This is a genomic window from Streptomyces sp. NPDC045846 (assembly GCF_056431605.1).
Map to the genome: position 1 here is coordinate 80,038 of NZ_JBWKKJ010000011.1, position 15,786 is coordinate 95,823.

A 15,786-nucleotide genomic window follows, 5' to 3' on the forward strand; every position below is an offset into this window, starting at 1 on the left:
CGCCCCGAGCGTTCAGCGGCGCCGGGCCCCGCCGGGCGCGGCGTCGCCCGCGCCGAGGCCGGTCGTCCGGAAGCCGCGCACCCGCTTGCCCACCGGCGCACCCCGCGGCACCCAGTCGGTGCGGACCCAGAGCAGCGCGTCGGCGGCCCGCTCGACCCGGCCGAGCCAGGCGGCCTTCAGCCACAGGCCCGCGCCCGCCCCCGCCATCAGCAGTCCGCCCGCGCCGGGCAGCGCGAAGGCGGACCCGGCGGCCGCGGCGAAGCCGAGCAGCAGCCACCAGCGCCAGGCCCGCCGCCAGGTGCGCACGGTGACGGAGCGGTCCTGGAGGAAGTCCGCCTTGGCGGCGCGGGAGGCGGCCCCGGCGAAGTGGGTGTAGCGGCGGCGCCGGGTCACCAGCACGGCGGCCGCGGCGACGAGGAACAGCGCGGCCCCCGCGAGCAGACCGATCCGGCGCCCGGTCACGCTCACCGGGAGCGCCGCCCCCAGGCCCGCGGCCAGCAGGCCGAACCACCACAGCGGAGCCGCCCCGGCCCGTACGATCACCGCCACGCGCGCCAGCGCCTGCCCTCCGCGCCCCACGTCACACCTCCGTGCCTCGAAATCCTGGCGCGGAGGGTAGCCAAACAAGATGAGCGGTTCGTGAGAGGCGCGCGAGTCGGCTACTCCACGAACAGGCCGCGCGCGGCCGCCTTCGCGTCGAACTCCTCCAGGCGGGCCTGCGCGTCCGGCAGGTCGTCACACATGGCTTCGAGCAGGACCCGGCCGAGCAGCATCGGCGCGCACGCCGTGTCGAAGGCGAGCCCGGTGCCGACGGCCGCCGGGATCAGCAGGTCGCTGTACTTGGCGACCGGCGCGAACGCCGAGTCGGCGACCGTGACCACGGTGAGCCCGGCGGACTGCGCGTACGCCAGCGCCTCGACGACCTCCCGGGGATGGCGCGGCAGCGCGAAGCACAGCAGGGCCGAGGCCCCGGCCCGCAGCGCCGCGTCGATCCGATCGGCCAGCATGGTGCCGCCCTCGTCGAGCAGGCGCACGTCCGGGTGGACCTTGGCCGCGAAGTAGGCGAAACCGCGGGCCTGCGAGGAGGCCGCGCGCAGGCCGAGCACGGGCAGCGGCCGGGAGGCCGCGAGCAGCCGGCCCGCGTCCTCGACCGGCCCCGGGTCGGCCAGCAGCCCGGCCAGGTGCTGGAGGTTCTCGATCTCGGCCTGCACGGCCTGCTGGTACTCGTTGTACGAGGTCTCGGCCGCCTCGCCGGTCACCGCGGGGGCCACCTCGCGCAGGTGCCGGCGCAGCGCCGGGTAGCCGTCGAAGCCGAGGGCGACCGCGAACCGGGTGACCGACGGCTGGCTCACCCCGGCGAGTTCGGCGAGTTCGACGCTCGACAGGAAGGGGACGTCGGCGGCGCGGCGCACCATGCAGTGGGCGATGCGCCGCTGCGTCGGGGTCAGCCTGCGCCCCTCGAAGAGCTGTTGCAGCCGTGCGGCAGGGCCCTCGCTCATGCCGTCCCCCTTCATACGTTCAGCTCCTTGAACCGGTCGAGCGGCGCGGCCGCCCGGTCGACGTCCGCGGTCGGCGGGCGGTCGGTGGCGTCCTCGCCGGGTACGGAGTCGGCGAGCGCGCACGCCCGCCCGACCGGCGGCTGCGGGTCCGGCCGCAGCTCGCGGTGGCACAACACCCCTGCCACGGCGCCCCGTTCGCACCCCGCCACCAGCCGCGGCGCCCCGCCGGGCCGCGTGCTCCGACGGGCCGCGAGCGAGGCGGAGCCGGCCCGCTCCTCGACGCCCCGAGAGAGTACAGCGTGGCCGAGCGGGGCCGGGGCGGTGAAGGCCCGCAGCTCACCGAGGGCGGCGTGGTCGCCGGTGCCGACCGGGCCGAACTCCTTGGCCACCGGCCGCGCCCCGGCCGCCGGGACCTCGCACGGCGCGGTGACGACGGCGGGCCCGAGCCCCGCACCGGTCGCCAGCAGTTGGCCGGCCCGCACCACGAGCATCCCGCCCACTTCGCGGCCGGGCAGTTCCTCGTCGATCGCCTGCGTCGCACCCTGCGGGGCGTCCACGACGTGGGACGACAACATGCGCGAACACCACCTTTTCCGGGCGCGGGGCCAACGGTCCGGGCGCGAACCATTGACAAGTTATTCAGACACCCAGAACTCTGCATGACCATATACAGCCGGGCAAGCCCGCACCGCCTCCTCGTCGCGAAGGAGCACACCCCCTCCATGGCCGAAGCAGCCGAACCAGCCCAGCCCGACCAGCCCGTTCAGCCCCTCCAGCCCGCAGCACTGGGCGCCCTGCTCGTGGAGCGCCGCTCCATCGACGTCGTCCCGGACGACGAGCGCCACGGCAGCGCCTTCAGCCAGTTCACGCTCTGGCTCGGCGCCAACCTCCAGATCACCGCCGTCGTGACCGGCGCCCTCGCGGTGGTCTTCGGCGGCGGCGCGTTCTGGTCCCTGATCGGCCTCGTCGTGGGCAACCTGCTCGGCGGCGCCGTGATGGCGCTGCACTCGGCGCAGGGCCCGCGCCTCGGCCTGCCGCAGATGATCTCCTCGCGGGCCCAGTTCGGCGTGCGGGGCGCGGTGGTGCCGCTGCTCCTGGTGATCGTGATGTACGTCGGCTTCTTCGCCAGCGGCAGCGTGCTCGCGGGCCAGGCGGTCGGCGAGCTCACCCACCTCGGCGAGACCCCCGGCATCGTCGTCTTCGCCCTGGTCACGGCCGTGACGGCCACGATCGGCTACCGGGTGATCCACGCGCTCGGCCGGGTGGCGAGCGCGGTCTGCGCGCTGGCCTTCGTCTACCTGGGCATACGCCTGCTGGAGCGGATCGACCTGACGGCGGTCCTGCACGACCGCGCCTTCCACCTGCCGATGTTCCTGCTCGCCGTCTCCCTCTCGGCGTCCTGGCAGCTGGCGTTCGGCCCGTACGTCGCGGACTACTCGCGCTATCTGCCCCGCACCACCAGCGCCCGCGCCACCTTCTGGTGGACGCTGGCGGGCTCGGCGCTCGGCTCGCAGTGGTCGATGACCTTCGGCGTGCTGGTCGCCGCGACGGCGGGCGACGCCTTCCTCGCCCACCAGGTCGGCTACGTGGTCGGGCTCGGCGGCACCGGCCTGATCGCCTCGTTCCTGTACTTCACGATCGCGCTGGGCAAGCTCACCATCAACGTGCTCAACACCTACGGCGGCTTCATGTCGATGGTGACCAGCGTCAGCGGCTTCCGCGCCCAGAAGACCATCGGGCCGCGCGCCCGCGCCCTCTACATCGGCGGCATCATGGTGGCCGGCACGGCGGTGGCGCTCGCGGGCAAGGACTCGTTCCTGACCTCGTTCAAGGACTTCCTGCTGTTCCTGCTGACCTCCTTCACGCCGTGGTCCGCGATCAACCTGGTCGACTACTACCTGATCTCCCGCGAGCGCTACGACATCCCGGCTCTGTTCGACCCGCGCGGCCGCTACGGCGCCTGGCGCTGGGACGCGCTGTCGGTCTACGTCCTCGGGGTGCTCGCCCAACTCCCTTTCCTGGCCACGAGCTTCTACACCGGCCCGCTGGTCGAGCGGCTCGGCGGCGCCGACGTCTCCTGGATCGTGGGGCTCGCGGTCCCGGCGGCGCTCTTCTTCGTGCTGGCACGAGCGAGGAATACGGGGGGTAGCCCCCGTGTGGAGACGGCGTCGGATCCGTACCGTGACATGCATGGATGCCCGTGACACCGAGCCCAGGCCCAGTCTCGTGAAGGACGCTGAGCTCAAGAAGGAACTCGACGCCACCCTGAACGCCCGCAGGGAGCTCGGCCCCGAGTACGAGTCCGCGCTCGTCGACTCCTTCCTGGAGAAGGTCGAGCAGCGGGTCGACGGCTCGGTCGACCGGCGCGTGCGCAGGCAACTGGCGGAGCAGCAGATGGTGGTGGCCCGCGGCGGCCGCCCGCCCCGGAGCGACCAGGAGAACCATTTCGGCGAGCGCTTCGGCTTCGCCATGATCTCGCTGATCCTCGCGATACCGCTCTCCGCGATCGGCGCGGCGCACGCCGGGTACAGCGGACTGCTCACCACCTGGCTCGGCATCGTGGCGGTGAACGCCGTGCACGCGGCGCACCGCTGGCCGTGGCTGCGCCCGCGGCGGTCCCGCGAGGACGACTGAGCCCCAACCGCCCGACGGGCAGGCCGGGTTGGCCCGACGCCGACGAAGCGGGAAGAGGTGATCGCGGGGACCGCCGCACCCCCGGTCGCCCGGGGGGCGGGACGACGGCGGTCCCCGCGAGGGACACGGTCCCGGGTCAGGGCCGGTCTCCGCGTCCTGGGCGATCGGGGAGGTCCGGGAGCCGCTCCGGAGGTTCCTCGACGCCGCTGGTGTGCCGGCCGGGGCCCCTGCCCGGGGTCCCCCGCCGACATCCACCACTGTGCACGAGCCGTGTTAAGCGGGTGCTGCGCGCACATGTCGCGCTCGTACCGGTTGCGCGACTTCGGCTGGTTCGCCGACTCCCGCACCTCGCGGGCGAGTTGCGGGAGTAGCGGCGGCCCGGGGGCCTACTGCGGGGTGCGGGCCAGGAAGGCCAGCAGGTCCTGGCGGCTGACCACACCGGTCGGCTTGCCCTCGACGACCACGATCGCCGCGTCGGCCTTGCCGAGCACGGACATCAGGTCGCCGACCGGCTCGCCCGAGCCGACCTGCGGCAGCGGCGCGCTCATGTGCTTCTCCAGCGCGTCGTCCAGCGAGGCTCGCTGGGTGAACAGGGCGTCGAGCAGCTCGCGTTCGACGACCGAGCCGATGACCTCGGCGGCCATCACGTCGGGGTGTCCCGCGCCCGGCTTCACGATGGGCATCTGCGAGACGCCGTACTCGCGCAGCACCTCGATGGCCTCGCCGACGGTCTCCTCGGGGTGCATGTGCACGAGCGAGGGCAGGTGACCGGCCTCCTTGTAGCCGAGCACGTCGGAGACGCGGGCCGAGGGTCCGGCCTCCTCCAGGAAGCCGTAGTCCGCCATCCACTCGTCGTTGAAGATCTTCGAGAGGTAGCCGCGCCCGGAGTCCGGGAGCAGCACGACCACCACGTCGTCCGGGCCGAGGCCCTCGGCGACCTTCAGCGCGGCCACCACGGCCATGCCGCAGGAGCCGCCGACGAGCAGGCCCTCCTCCTTGGCCAGGCGCCGGGTCATCTGGAAGGAGTCCTTGTCGGACACGGCGACGATCTCGTCGGTCACGTCCTGGTCGTAGGCGGTCGGCCAGAAGTCCTCGCCGACGCCCTCCACCAGGTACGGCCGGCCGGAGCCGCCGCTGTAGACGGAGCCCTCGGGGTCCGCGCCGACGATCCGCACCCGGCCCTCGCTGGCCTCCTTGAGGTAGCGGCCGGTGCCGGAGATGGTGCCGCCGGTGCCGACGCCCGCGACGAAGTGGGTGATCTTCCCCTCGGTCTGCTCCCACAGCTCGGGACCGGTGGTCTCGTAGTGCGAACGGGGGTTGTTGGGGTTGCTGTACTGGTCCGGCTTCCAGGCCCCGGGCGTCTCGCGCACCAGGCGGTCCGAGACGTTGTAGTACGAGTCCGGGTGCTCCGGATCGACGGCGGTCGGGCAGACCACGACCTCGGCGCCGTACGCCCGCAGCACGTTGATCTTGTCCGTGGAGACCTTGTCAGGGCAGACGAAGATGCACTTGTAGCCCTTCTGCTGGGCCACGATGGCCAGGCCCACACCCGTGTTGCCGCTGGTCGGCTCCACGATGGTGCCGCCGGGCTTGAGCGCGCCGGACTGCTCGGCCGCCTCGATCATGCGGACGGCGATGCGGTCCTTCACCGAGCCGCCCGGGTTGAAGTACTCGACCTTGGCCAGGACTGTCGCCTGAATGCCCTGGGTCACACTGTTGAGCCTCACCAGCGGGGTGTTGCCTACGAGGCTGATCATCGAGTCGTGGAATCGCACCGTTGTCTCCGGGTCTCCGATTAGGTACCGCCAGCGTATGCGGATCACGACGGGGTGTTCACCTTTGCACTGGATTGAGCGACACCCGCTACCGGGCAGTTAGCTGTTGTACGACTGCGAGCTCCAGGGAGGTGGCGGTGGCGGGGACTCTGTCCAGGGCCAGGGTGGCACGGCGGATCGCGACGGGCGCGGCGTTCGGCGGTGGCGGCATCGGGCTGCTCGCCGGGGCGGCGGTCGGCGTGGTCCTGGCCGAGGTGGCCCTCGCCAAACGCTCGGTGGGCGGCGGCTCCGCCCAGGCCCCCAACGCGGACGGCCTGTACGGAACGGCGTTCGCCGACGGCACGCCGCCGCTCCGGCTCGGCATGCTGGGCGACTCCACGGCGGCCGGGCAGGGGGTGCGCAGGGCGGGCCAGACCCCGGCCGCGCTGCTGGCCTCCGGGCTCGCGGCGGTCGCCGAGCGCATGGTCACGCTGCGGAACGTGGCACTGCCCGGGGCCCGCTCGGACGACCTCGAACGTCAGGTGTCCTTGCTGCTCGACGACCCGGCCCGGCTGCCCGACGTCTGCGTGATCATGATCGGCGCGAACGACGTCACCACCCGGATGGCACCCACCACCTCGGTGCGCTACCTGTCCACCGCCGTCCGCCGCCTGCGGGCCGCGGGCGCCGAGGTGGTCGTCGGCACCTGCCCCGACCTCGGCACCATCGAGCCCGTCTACCAGCCGCTGCGCTGGCTGGCCCGGCGGGTCTCGCGCCAGCTCGCGGCGGCGCAGACGATCGTGGTGGTGGAGCAGGGCGGCCGCACGGTCTCGCTCGGCCATCTGCTGGGCCCCGAGTTCGAGGCGAACCCCCGGGAGCTGTTCGGGCCGGACAACTACCACCCCTCGGCCGAGGGGTACGCGACCGCCGCGATGGCGGTGCTGCCCACGCTCTGCGCCGCGCTCGGCCTGTGGCCGGAGTCCGACCACCCCGACGCCTCGCGCGACGAGGACATCCTGCCGGTGGCGAAGGCGGCCTCGGCCGCGGCGGCGCAGGCGGGCACCGAGGTCACGGCGGCCCGCGCGCCCTGGGCCCTGCTCAAGCACCGCCGCCGCCGGCGGCTGCCCGCCCCGGTCGAACCGACCCGCAACGGCTCCCACACAAGACGGTGACGGTGGCACCCCGGGGAGCCCCACCGGCCCCTGGTCCGCCCCGACGGGGGCCACCGGCCCCTGGAACCGCCCACCCGGCGGGGGCCAGCGACGCCTGGATCGCCCCCGGCGGAGGCCACCGGCACCACACGGGAGGGGCACCGACCCCTGGAACCGCCACCCGCCCCCGGACAGCCCGTCCGAGCACCCCTGTCGGCCACCACCAGACAGCCCGCAAGGGCAGGCCTCCGCCCGCGCACGGGGCGCCGCCGGAGCCGCCGCCCGGGGACCCCCCTGACCGCCACTGAGCGACCGCTTAGAAAAGAGTCCCGCATCACACGCCACCCCGGATGACCAATCCGGTACGTGCGGGTAACTTCCCAGGGAGTCCTGCCTTCCCATCCCCTGGAGCCGTGATGCCCGAAGCCGTGATCGTCTCTGCCGCCCGTTCCCCCATCGGCCGCGCCTTCAAGGGTTCCCTCAAGGACCTGCGCCCGGACGACCTGACCGCCACGATCATCGAGGCCGCGCTGGCCAAGGTGCCGGGCCTCGACCCGCGCGACATCGACGACCTGATGCTCGGCTGCGGCCTCCCCGGCGGCGAGCAGGGCCACAACCTCGGCCGCATCGTGGCCGTGCAGATGGGCATGGACCACCTGCCGGGCTGCACGATCACCCGGTACTGCTCGTCCTCGCTCCAGACCTCCCGGATGGCCCTGCACGCCATCAAGGCGGGCGAGGGCGACGTGTTCATCTCGGCCGGTGTCGAGATGGTCTCCCGCTCCGTCAAGGGCAGCAGCGACGGCCTTCCCGACACCCACAACCCGTTCTTCGCGGACGCCGAGGCGCGCACCGCCGCCGTCGCGCAGTCCGAGGGCGCCGACTGGCACGACCCGCGCGAGGACGGCCTGGTCCCGGACGCCTACATCGCGATGGGCCAGACCGCCGAGAACCTCGCCCGCCTCAAGGGCATCTCGCGCCAGGAGATGGACGAGTTCGGCGTGCGGTCGCAGAACCTCGCCGAGGAAGCCATCAAGAACGGCTTCTGGGAGCGCGAGATCACCCCGGTGACGACCCCGGACGGCACCGTGGTCAGCAAGGACGACGGCCCGCGCGCGGGCGTCACCGTCGAGGGCGTGTCGGGCCTCAAGCCCGTCTTCCGCCCCGACGGACTGGTCACCGCCGGCAACTGCTGTCCGCTGAACGACGGCGCCGCCGCGCTCGTGATCATGAGCGACACCAAGGCGCGCGAGCTCGGCCTGACCCCGCTGGCCCGCATCGTCTCCACCGGCGTCACGGGCCTGTCGCCCGAGATCATGGGCCTCGGCCCGGTCGAGGCGTCCCGCCAGGCGCTGAGGCGCGCCGGGCTCACCGTCGACGACATCGACCTCTTCGAGATCAACGAGGCCTTCGCCGCCCAGGTGATCCCGTCCTACCAGGACCTCGGCATCCCGCTGGACAAGCTGAACGTGAACGGCGGCGCCATCGCGGTCGGCCACCCCTTCGGCATGACCGGCGCCCGCATCACCGGCACCCTGATCAACAGCCTCCAGTTCCACGACAAGCAGTTCGGTCTGGAGACCATGTGCGTCGGCGGCGGCCAGGGCATGGCGATGGTCATCGAGCGCCTCAGCTAGCAAGCGGCCCCCGGGCGGCCGGAACACTGCGTTGACCGCCGGTCGACGCGGTGTTGACGCCCCGGCCGCCACAGGTTGAACGCACAGCGCGACGCCGACCCCGCTGACCTGGCCTCCCGCGTCCCACAGCCCGCACACAGCCAACCCCACCGCGTCCCAACCGTGACCGAATCTCCCCCAGGATGTGACGTATCTCCTGCGGGAAGAGTAACTTCGCAGGTCAGAGCAGTTGCGCCGGTAAACCCCGGGCCCAAAGACCTGTCCATTTCGTGACGTAATGCACTGACACCGGGAGCGGGCTCACGACAAGCTGATGTAGGAAGTCGGGGAATCGTTTGAATCCGGGAGTAAGTCAGTGAGCGCCATGCCTCTTGCCCTGCTGCTGACCACGGCCGCTGCCACGGCCGTGGGCGCCGCTGCCCTGCACGCTGCCCACGGGCTGCGCAAGCAGGTGGTGGCTCTGCGCGAAGACCTGGCAGCCGCCCGTGCCGAACACCGCGCCGACCACAGCGTCTCCCTGCCCCAGCAGGCCCGCTCCAGCGCGACCCCGGCCGCCGAAATACGCGCCGCCGTCGCCGAGGCCCTCGCCGAGGAGCGGGAGCGGGAGCTGGCCGAGGCGCGTGCCTTCTGGGCCGCCCAGGAGGCCAGGGACGCCGCCGACGCGCCCTCCCCGATGCTGGGCGGGCTCGCGGGGCTCGGCGAGGACGCCGCGTTCTTCCTGCCCCGCCAGGCGGACTTCGTGGGCCTGGAGGCCGAGGCCCTGGAGATCGCGGAGGAGTTCCCCGAGGACTCCCCCGAGCTCGCCGCGGCCCGCCGCCGCCACCCCTCGCACCCCGACTTCGTGCCGGTCCAGACGCCCGTCGTCGCCGACCACGAGTCCACCGTCTCCCGCCTGGAGGAGCTCGCCGAGTCGCGTACCGCCCTCGCGGACGTGCGCCCCGGCCCGCTGGGCACGCTCGACGTGTACGTCTTCGCCGACGGCACCACGCTGTGCATGACCCCGGGCCACCGCGAGACCGCGGAGCGCCTCGCGGACGCCCTGCGCGACGGCGAGGCCCCGGTGCTGCTCGGCGGCTCCGGCGTGTCCGGCGCGTACGCGCTGACCTTCTCCTGCGGCGAGGAGAGCGTCTACATCCTCGCGGACCGCGTCATCGCCTCGCTCTGAGCCGCTCCCGGCTCAGCCGAAGGCCCGCGCCAGCGCGGCTTCCACCAGCTCCACGGCCCCGTCCGGCTCCCCGCCGGGCGGGGTCTTCGCCGTGCTCAGCGCCTGCGCCAAATCCCTTCCGGCGACCAGCACTTGGTCCGCGACCGCGAACACCCCGGCGTCCGGCATGACCAGCGGCTCGCGTTCGGGGTCCTCGACGCGCTGCGCGCGGACGGCCAACTCCCGGGCCAGCGCCAGGCCTTCGGCCGCCGCGCCGCGCCTGAGGCGGCTCTCGGGGGCCGACCGCAACCGGTCGGCGAATCGGTCCACGGCCAAGATCAACGGGTTCACATCGAGCACGCCGCGACCCTACGCGCCCGCCCCGCACTGTTGCCAATACGCGAACCCTCAGGCACGGTGCAGTGAAGGACCAGTAAGCGCAATGCCTCCGGAGGCGCCGATGTCCCAAGTCTTCTCCGAAGAGACCCATCGCAACCTGCTCTCCCGCATCCCCCATTGCACCGGTCGTGAAGTGTCCGACTGGCTCCGCACCGTCGAGGAAGGCCCCTCCCTCTTCCGCTTCGAGGAGAAGGTCAGCTGGCTCCGGAGCGAGCACGATCTCGCCTACGGACACGCCAAGGCGATCATCCATGAGTACGACCTGAGGCGGGCCGCGCGCCGCCTGCTCTAGCTCCGGGAGGAACTGTCCGGCCCCCGCGCTCCCGCGCCGGAGGCGCACCGCCCCTTCGCCCCGTCGGTCCCCGGCCGACGGGGCGAAGTGCTGCCCGCCCGCCTCCACGCAGGCCGCCTTCAGTAGGTGAACTCCCCTTCCCCGCAAGGCGTTTCACCGCTTTACCTCTTGACGCTCCGGACGACGGGGAGCACAGTGACCGCGCAGCCTGCCGCTGAGAGCGCTCTCAGAGCGCTCTCTTTCCGAGAGAGGCACCCCCCACATGCGCCCGACACCCCACAGACGCGGCCCCGCCCGGCGAGCCCTGATCGCCGTGCTCTCCACCCTCGGCCTCGCCGCGGCCTCCGCCGCCGTGGTCGCCCTGCCCGCCAGCGCCTCCGCCCCGCCGCCCCCGGCGGGCTGGACCACGGTGTTCTCCGACGACTTCAACGGGCCGGCCGGGTCGGGGGTGGACCCGGCGAACTGGCAGTACACGACGGGCACCAGCTATCCCGGCGGCCCCGCCCACTTCGGCACCGGCGAGGTCGAGACGATGACCTCGTCCACCAGCAACGTGGCGCTCGACGGCGCCGGGAACCTGCGCATCACCCCGCAGCGCGACGCCGCGGGCAACTGGACCTCGGGCCGCATCGAGACCCGGCGCACCGACTTCCAGCCCCCGGCCGGCGGCAAGCTCCGCATCGAGGCCCGCCTTCAGATGCCGGACGTGACGGGCGCCGCCGCCAAGGGCTACTGGCCGGCGTTCTGGGCGCTCGGCGCGCCCTTCCGCGGCAACTGGTGGAACTGGCCGGGCATCGGCGAGCTCGACATCATGGAGAACGTGCAGGGCCTCAACAACAACTGGTCCACCATGCACTGCGGCACCAGCCCCGGCGGCCCCTGCAACGAGACGACCGGCATCGGCGGCCAGAAGGCCTGCGACGGAACGACCTGCCAGGGCGGCTTCCACACGTACGCCGTCGAATGGGACCGCTCGGGCCCCAGCGAGCAGATGCGCTTCTACCTGGACGGCGTCAACTTCCATACCGTGAACCAGAGTCAGGTCGACGCGACGACCTGGGCGAACGCCACCAACCACGGCTACTTCGTCATCCTGAACGTCGCCATGGGCGGCGGCTTCCCCGACGCGTTCGGCGGCGGCCCCGACGCGGGCACCCAGCCGGGCCACGCCCTGGTCGTCGACTACGTCACCGTGCGGCAGGCCGGGGGCTCGGGCACCACCCCGCCCACCACTCCGCCCCCCGGGAGCCGGGACGCCTACGGCACCGTGCAGGCCGAGTCCTACGACCAGCAGTCCGGAGTCGTCCAGGAGGCCACCACCGACAGCGGCGGCGGCCAGGACATCGGCTCGATCGCCAACGGTGACTGGGCCCTCTACAAGGGCGTGAACTTCGGTACGACACCGGCCAGGCAGTTCTCCGCCAGGGTCGCCAGTGGCGCCGCGGGCGGGGTCAGCGGTCTGGTGGAGGTCCGCCTCGACAGCCGGAACAACGCCCCCGTGGGAAGCTTCGCCGTCGCCAACACGGGCGGCTGGCAGAGCTGGCGCACGATTCCGGCCAACATCAGCGACGTCACCGGCACCCACGACGTCTATCTGACCTTCACCAGCGGCCAGGGTGCCGACTTCGTGAACGTCAACTGGTTCGGCTTCGGCCACTGACGAAGGGGCAGCCATGAAGACCGTACGGCTCCTCCTCGCGGCCGCGGCCACCAGCGCCCTGCTGTTCCTCACCGCGGCCGGCGGCACCGCCACGGCCGCAGGCACCCCGCGGGCCACGGCGGCGGGCTTCCCGATCGCTTTCCAGAACAACACCCACGGGGCCTACGCCGACACACAGATCTACGTGACCGTGCTCGGCCAGATCACGCCCGGCCAGTGGTCGTACCTCCTGCCCGACGGCGGCACGGCCCACATCAATCACCTCGACGCGAACGCGCCGGGCCACCTGACCAAGAACGGCGTGAACTACCCGAACATGTCGTTCACCGTGGCCCGGGCGGGCGGCCGGGTCCCCTCCCCGTCCTCGATCCGCGGCGGCCGCGTCTACCTCTCGCTCGGCTCGCCGCTGTACATCCCGGTCTCGCCCGACGACCGGGGCTGGGGCGGCCCCGACCCGAACAACCCCTCCGACCCCAACAACGACGTCTTCTACGACTGGTACGAGTACACCTTCGTCAACGGGCAGGCGGCGTACGGCGGGAACACCACCCAGGTCGACCAGTTCGGCTTCCCGATGACCGCCCGGGTGCGCCAGACGTCCAGCGGCTACGACACGACCCGGGGCATCACCCAGAGCCGCGCCCAGGTGATGTCGGCGTACGCGGCCGCGGTGGGCCCGGCCTTCAGGCCGCTGCGATCCGCCCACCGGATCGTGGCCCCGCGCTCGGCCGCCGGGTTCCCGGCCGACTACCTGACCGCGACGGTGGACCGGACCTGGAGCCACTACGCCTCCCACCCGTTCACCCTGAGCCTGCCGGGCGAGACGTTCGCCGGGCGCGTCGCGGGCGACACCCTGACGTTCACCAGGAACGGCGCCGGCCCCTTCACCCTGCGCAAGCCGACCTCGCGCGAGGTCATGGCCTGCTCGGGCGCGCTCGCCTCGGGCGGCGACGTGGAGAAGCGGCTCGGCGCGGAGTTCTGCGCCGCCTTCAACCGGGGTGTGGCCGAGGACACCTCGCGGTGGCACACCCCGTCCGCGTACTACAAGGGCGCGGCCCCGAAGAACGACTACGCGGCCTTCTTCCACACGGTCGGCCTGGCCGGTCGCGCGTACGGCTTCCCGTACGACGACATCGACGACCAGTCCTCGGTCCAGATCCTGGGCAACGCGAACCCGCCCACGGAGCTGACGCTGTCGATCGGCTGGTGAGCGGCGGGAAAGGCGAAGGGGCCCCGTCCGGCGGTGTGCCGGGCGGGGCCCCTGGTCGTCAGCGGTGGGGTCAGTCGTTGCCCTGGAGGATGGAGATCAGCCGCAGCGCCTCCAGGTAGATCCACACCAGGGTCATGGTGAGGCCGAAGGCCGCCAGCCAGGACTCCTCGCGCGGGGCGCCGTAGGTGATCCCGTCCTCGACCTGCTTGAAGTCGATGGCCAGGAAGCAGGCGCCGAGGATGATGCCGATGATCCCGAAGAGGATGCCGAGGCCGCCGCTGCGGAAGCCGAGGCCGTCACCTCCGCCGAAGACCGCGAACAGCGTGTTCGCGAGCATCAGCAGCAGGAAGCCGATGGCGGCCGCCATGACGAAGCCGGTGAAGCGGCGGTTGACCCTGATCAGCCGGGTCTTGTACGCGATGAGCACACCGCCGAAGACCGCCATGGTGCCGAGCACCGCCTGCGGGACCGCGCCCGCCGACACATGCGTGGTGACGGCCGAGCTGATCACACCGAGGAAGACGCCCTCGAAGGCCGCGTACCCGAGGATCAGCGCCGGGGTCGGCCTGCGCTTGAAGGACTGGACCATGGCCAGGACGAAGGCGATCAGGGCCGCGCCGAAGGCGATGCCGTACGACTTGCCGATGTTCGCCGCGTCGACCGGCAGCGCCAGCCAGGCCACGACCGCGCCGGCGACGACCGTGCCGAGCGTGATCGCGGTCCGCGACACCACATCGTCGATCGTCATCGCACCGGAGCGGGCCGGCGCCTGGGGGGCGCCGTACTGCGTGTCCTGCTGCGCGTACGGATTGGTCGCGTACGGGTTCGTGGGCGCCTGCGCGTACGGGTTGCCCCCGGCCTGCGGCTGCTGCGCGGTGTTGAAACCGGCGTAGCCGTTGTCGCGGCTGAACCCCCGTCGCGAGAAGACCGGGTTGCTGCTCCTCATCTCACTCCTCCGTGGCCGCCGAGTGCGGCCTTGCCGTCAAGGGTAATGGGCACGCAAAGAAAGCGACGTACTGCCTAGGGAGGATCTTCACTCGGCGGAGAGGGGGGTGCAAGGGTCCGACGCCCCGACGCGCGGGGGAGCCGGAACCTGCACGAGTGCCCGGAGCCGGACTCGAACCGGCACGGCCCGAAGGCCAGCGAGGTTTAAGCTCGCCGTGTCTGCGTTCCACCATCCGGGCAAGGGCGCGCGGCTCCGCGTTTCGCGGGACGAGCCTAGCCCGACGCATCCCCCGAACAGCGGAACAACCACCCGATGTTGTCTTATTTTATTGACGCCTGAGGGTGCGTCAGCACAGCTCGGGGTGGTGTTGGCACATGCCGGAGGCGGTTGGCACGGCTGCCCGACGACCCCTGTACAGGGGCAGGGAATGACGGAAAGTCGATGCCGGTGACCGCCTCGCACCTGACGGTGGCACAGGCCGCCCGCCCATGGGTCGAGCCGTGGTGGAGCCCGCCTGGAGCGGGCGGCCCGTCTCAGGGGTGCCGTCATACCTCAGGAGGACGGGAGGGGTCCTTCCGTCCGACTCAAGAGGGCCGGAGAACGGGCACAGGGACTGACGATGTGGCGCCGTGCGGCCGCGAGGATGGAGAAGTCCCCGAAAGCCGTTCGACAGGAGTACCTCCGTGACCACCATCCCCACCGCACACCGCGCGACCGCGGTGGCCGCCCGCGCCATCGAGCTGTCGAAGGTCTACGGCACGGGCGAGACCCAGGTGGTCGCCCTGGACCAGGTCACGGTCGACTTCCGGCAGGGCGAGTTCACCGCGATCATGGGCCCGTCGGGCTCCGGCAAGTCCACCCTGATGCACTGCGTCGCGGGGCTCGACTCCTTCAGCTCCGGCTCGGTCCGCATCGGCGAGACCGAGCTCGGCTCCCTCAAGGACAAGCAGCTCACCCAGCTGCGGCGGGACAAGATCGGCTTCATCTTCCAGGCGTTCAACCTGCTGCCCACGCTGACCGCCCTGGAGAACATCACGCTGCCCATGGACATCGCGGGCCGCAAGCCCGACAAGCAGTGGCTGGACCAGGTCATCGCCATGGTCGGCCTCTCCGACCGGCTCTCGCACCGCCCCACCCAGCTCTCCGGCGGCCAGCAGCAGCGCGTCGCCGTGGCCCGCGCGCTCGCCTCCCAGCCCGAGATCATCTTCGGTGACGAGCCGACCGGAAACCTGGACTCGCGCTCCGGCGCCGAGGTCCTCGGCTTCCTGCGCAACTCGGTGCGCGAGCTCGGGCAGACCGTCGTCATGGTGACCCACGACCCGGTCGCCGCCTCCTACGCGGACCGGGTCATATTCCTCGCCGACGGGCGGATCGTCGACGAGATGCTCCGGCCCAGCGCGGACGGGGTGCTCGACCGGATGAAGGCGTTCGAGGCGAAGGGCCGCACCAGCTGACCCCGA

The 15,786-nt window shown here is 72.3% G+C and carries 15 protein-coding genes and 1 tRNA gene; 9 read left to right on the forward strand and 7 right to left on the reverse strand.

Annotated features, from left to right (window positions below):
• Positions 1-12: 12 nt before the first annotated feature.
• The 3 genes from AC07F3_RS29370 to AC07F3_RS29380 form a co-directional block, all read right to left on the reverse strand.
• Positions 13-579, reverse strand: coding sequence for a hypothetical protein (locus tag AC07F3_RS29370; protein ID WP_479117437.1), 567 nt, complete (start codon positions 577-579; stop codon positions 13-15).
• An 80-nt stretch (positions 580-659) separates the two neighbouring features.
• Positions 660-1,499, reverse strand: coding sequence for a MurR/RpiR family transcriptional regulator (locus AC07F3_RS29375; protein ID WP_479117438.1), 840 nt, complete (start codon positions 1,497-1,499; stop codon positions 660-662).
• 11 nt (positions 1,500-1,510) lie between these two features.
• A complete protein-coding gene (locus tag AC07F3_RS29380; protein WP_479117439.1) occupies positions 1,511-2,074 on the reverse strand; it encodes a hypothetical protein in 564 nt (187 codons plus the stop codon).
• Between the two features lie 84 nt (positions 2,075-2,158).
• Here AC07F3_RS29380 and AC07F3_RS29385 point away from each other — a divergent pair, with 84 nt between their 5' ends.
• Together AC07F3_RS29385 and AC07F3_RS29390 are read left to right on the forward strand one after the other, a co-directional pair.
• Complete coding sequence (locus AC07F3_RS29385; protein ID WP_479117440.1) at positions 2,159-3,703, forward strand: purine-cytosine permease family protein; 1,545 nt, start codon at positions 2,159-2,161, stop codon at positions 3,701-3,703.
• Positions 3,690-4,133, forward strand: a complete 444-nt coding sequence (locus tag AC07F3_RS29390) for a hypothetical protein (RefSeq protein ID WP_479117441.1) — start codon at positions 3,690-3,692, stop codon at positions 4,131-4,133. Before AC07F3_RS29385 ends, AC07F3_RS29390 begins: the two co-directional genes overlap by 14 nt.
• A 386-nt stretch (positions 4,134-4,519) precedes the next feature.
• Here the strand turns inward: AC07F3_RS29390 and AC07F3_RS29395 are convergent, their stop codons facing one another.
• Positions 4,520-5,908, reverse strand: a complete 1,389-nt coding sequence (locus AC07F3_RS29395) for a cystathionine beta-synthase (RefSeq protein ID WP_479117442.1) — start codon at positions 5,906-5,908, stop codon at positions 4,520-4,522.
• 164 nt (positions 5,909-6,072) lie between these two features.
• On the opposite strand from AC07F3_RS29395, the gene AC07F3_RS29400 reads away from it, so the two are divergent.
• The 3 genes from AC07F3_RS29400 to AC07F3_RS29410 all read left to right on the forward strand — a co-directional run bounded on the left by AC07F3_RS29400 (position 6,073) and on the right by AC07F3_RS29410 (position 9,840).
• Complete coding sequence (locus AC07F3_RS29400) at positions 6,073-7,059, forward strand: SGNH/GDSL hydrolase family protein (protein WP_479117634.1); 987 nt, start codon at positions 6,073-6,075, stop codon at positions 7,057-7,059.
• Between the two features lie 395 nt (positions 7,060-7,454).
• A complete protein-coding gene (locus AC07F3_RS29405; protein WP_479117443.1) occupies positions 7,455-8,675 on the forward strand; it encodes an acetyl-CoA C-acetyltransferase in 1,221 nt (406 codons plus the stop codon).
• Positions 8,676-9,039: 364 nt separating this feature from the next.
• On the forward strand, positions 9,040-9,840 hold the full coding sequence (locus tag AC07F3_RS29410) for a hypothetical protein (protein WP_479117635.1): 801 nt from the start codon (positions 9,040-9,042) through the stop codon (positions 9,838-9,840).
• 12 nt (positions 9,841-9,852) lie between these two features.
• Here AC07F3_RS29410 and AC07F3_RS29415 read toward each other — a convergent pair whose 3' ends face one another.
• Positions 9,853-10,179: a hypothetical protein gene (locus AC07F3_RS29415; protein WP_479117444.1), complete on the reverse strand. Its 327-nt coding sequence runs from the start codon at positions 10,177-10,179 to the stop codon at positions 9,853-9,855.
• A 100-nt stretch (positions 10,180-10,279) separates the two neighbouring features.
• On the opposite strand from AC07F3_RS29415, the gene AC07F3_RS29420 reads away from it, so the two are divergent.
• From AC07F3_RS29420 to AC07F3_RS29430, 3 genes are all read left to right on the forward strand, one after another.
• Entirely contained in the window at positions 10,280-10,510 is a 231-nt protein-coding gene (locus AC07F3_RS29420; RefSeq protein ID WP_053725101.1) for a DUF4287 domain-containing protein, read from the forward strand.
• A 262-nt stretch (positions 10,511-10,772) separates the two neighbouring features.
• Positions 10,773-12,170: a glycoside hydrolase family 16 protein gene (locus AC07F3_RS29425; protein ID WP_479117445.1), complete on the forward strand. Its 1,398-nt coding sequence runs from the start codon at positions 10,773-10,775 to the stop codon at positions 12,168-12,170.
• Positions 12,171-12,183: 13 nt separating this feature from the next.
• Positions 12,184-13,380: a glycoside hydrolase family 64 protein gene (locus AC07F3_RS29430; RefSeq protein WP_479117446.1), complete on the forward strand. Its 1,197-nt coding sequence runs from the start codon at positions 12,184-12,186 to the stop codon at positions 13,378-13,380.
• A gap of 70 nt (positions 13,381-13,450) precedes the next feature.
• On the opposite strand, the gene AC07F3_RS29435 is transcribed toward AC07F3_RS29430, so the two are convergent.
• The gene (locus tag AC07F3_RS29435) at positions 13,451-14,326 is read right to left on the reverse strand and encodes a Bax inhibitor-1/YccA family protein (RefSeq protein WP_479117447.1); all 876 of its coding nucleotides are present in this window, start codon (positions 14,324-14,326) and stop codon (positions 13,451-13,453) included.
• Positions 14,327-14,482: 156 nt separating this feature from the next.
• Positions 14,483-14,564, reverse strand: a tRNA-Leu gene (locus tag AC07F3_RS29440).
• Between the two features lie 445 nt (positions 14,565-15,009).
• Between AC07F3_RS29440 and AC07F3_RS29445 the strand changes: the two genes are divergently transcribed.
• Positions 15,010-15,780, forward strand: a complete 771-nt coding sequence (locus AC07F3_RS29445; RefSeq protein ID WP_114039311.1) for an ABC transporter ATP-binding protein — start codon at positions 15,010-15,012, stop codon at positions 15,778-15,780.
• The last annotated feature ends 6 nt before the right edge of the window (positions 15,781-15,786 follow it).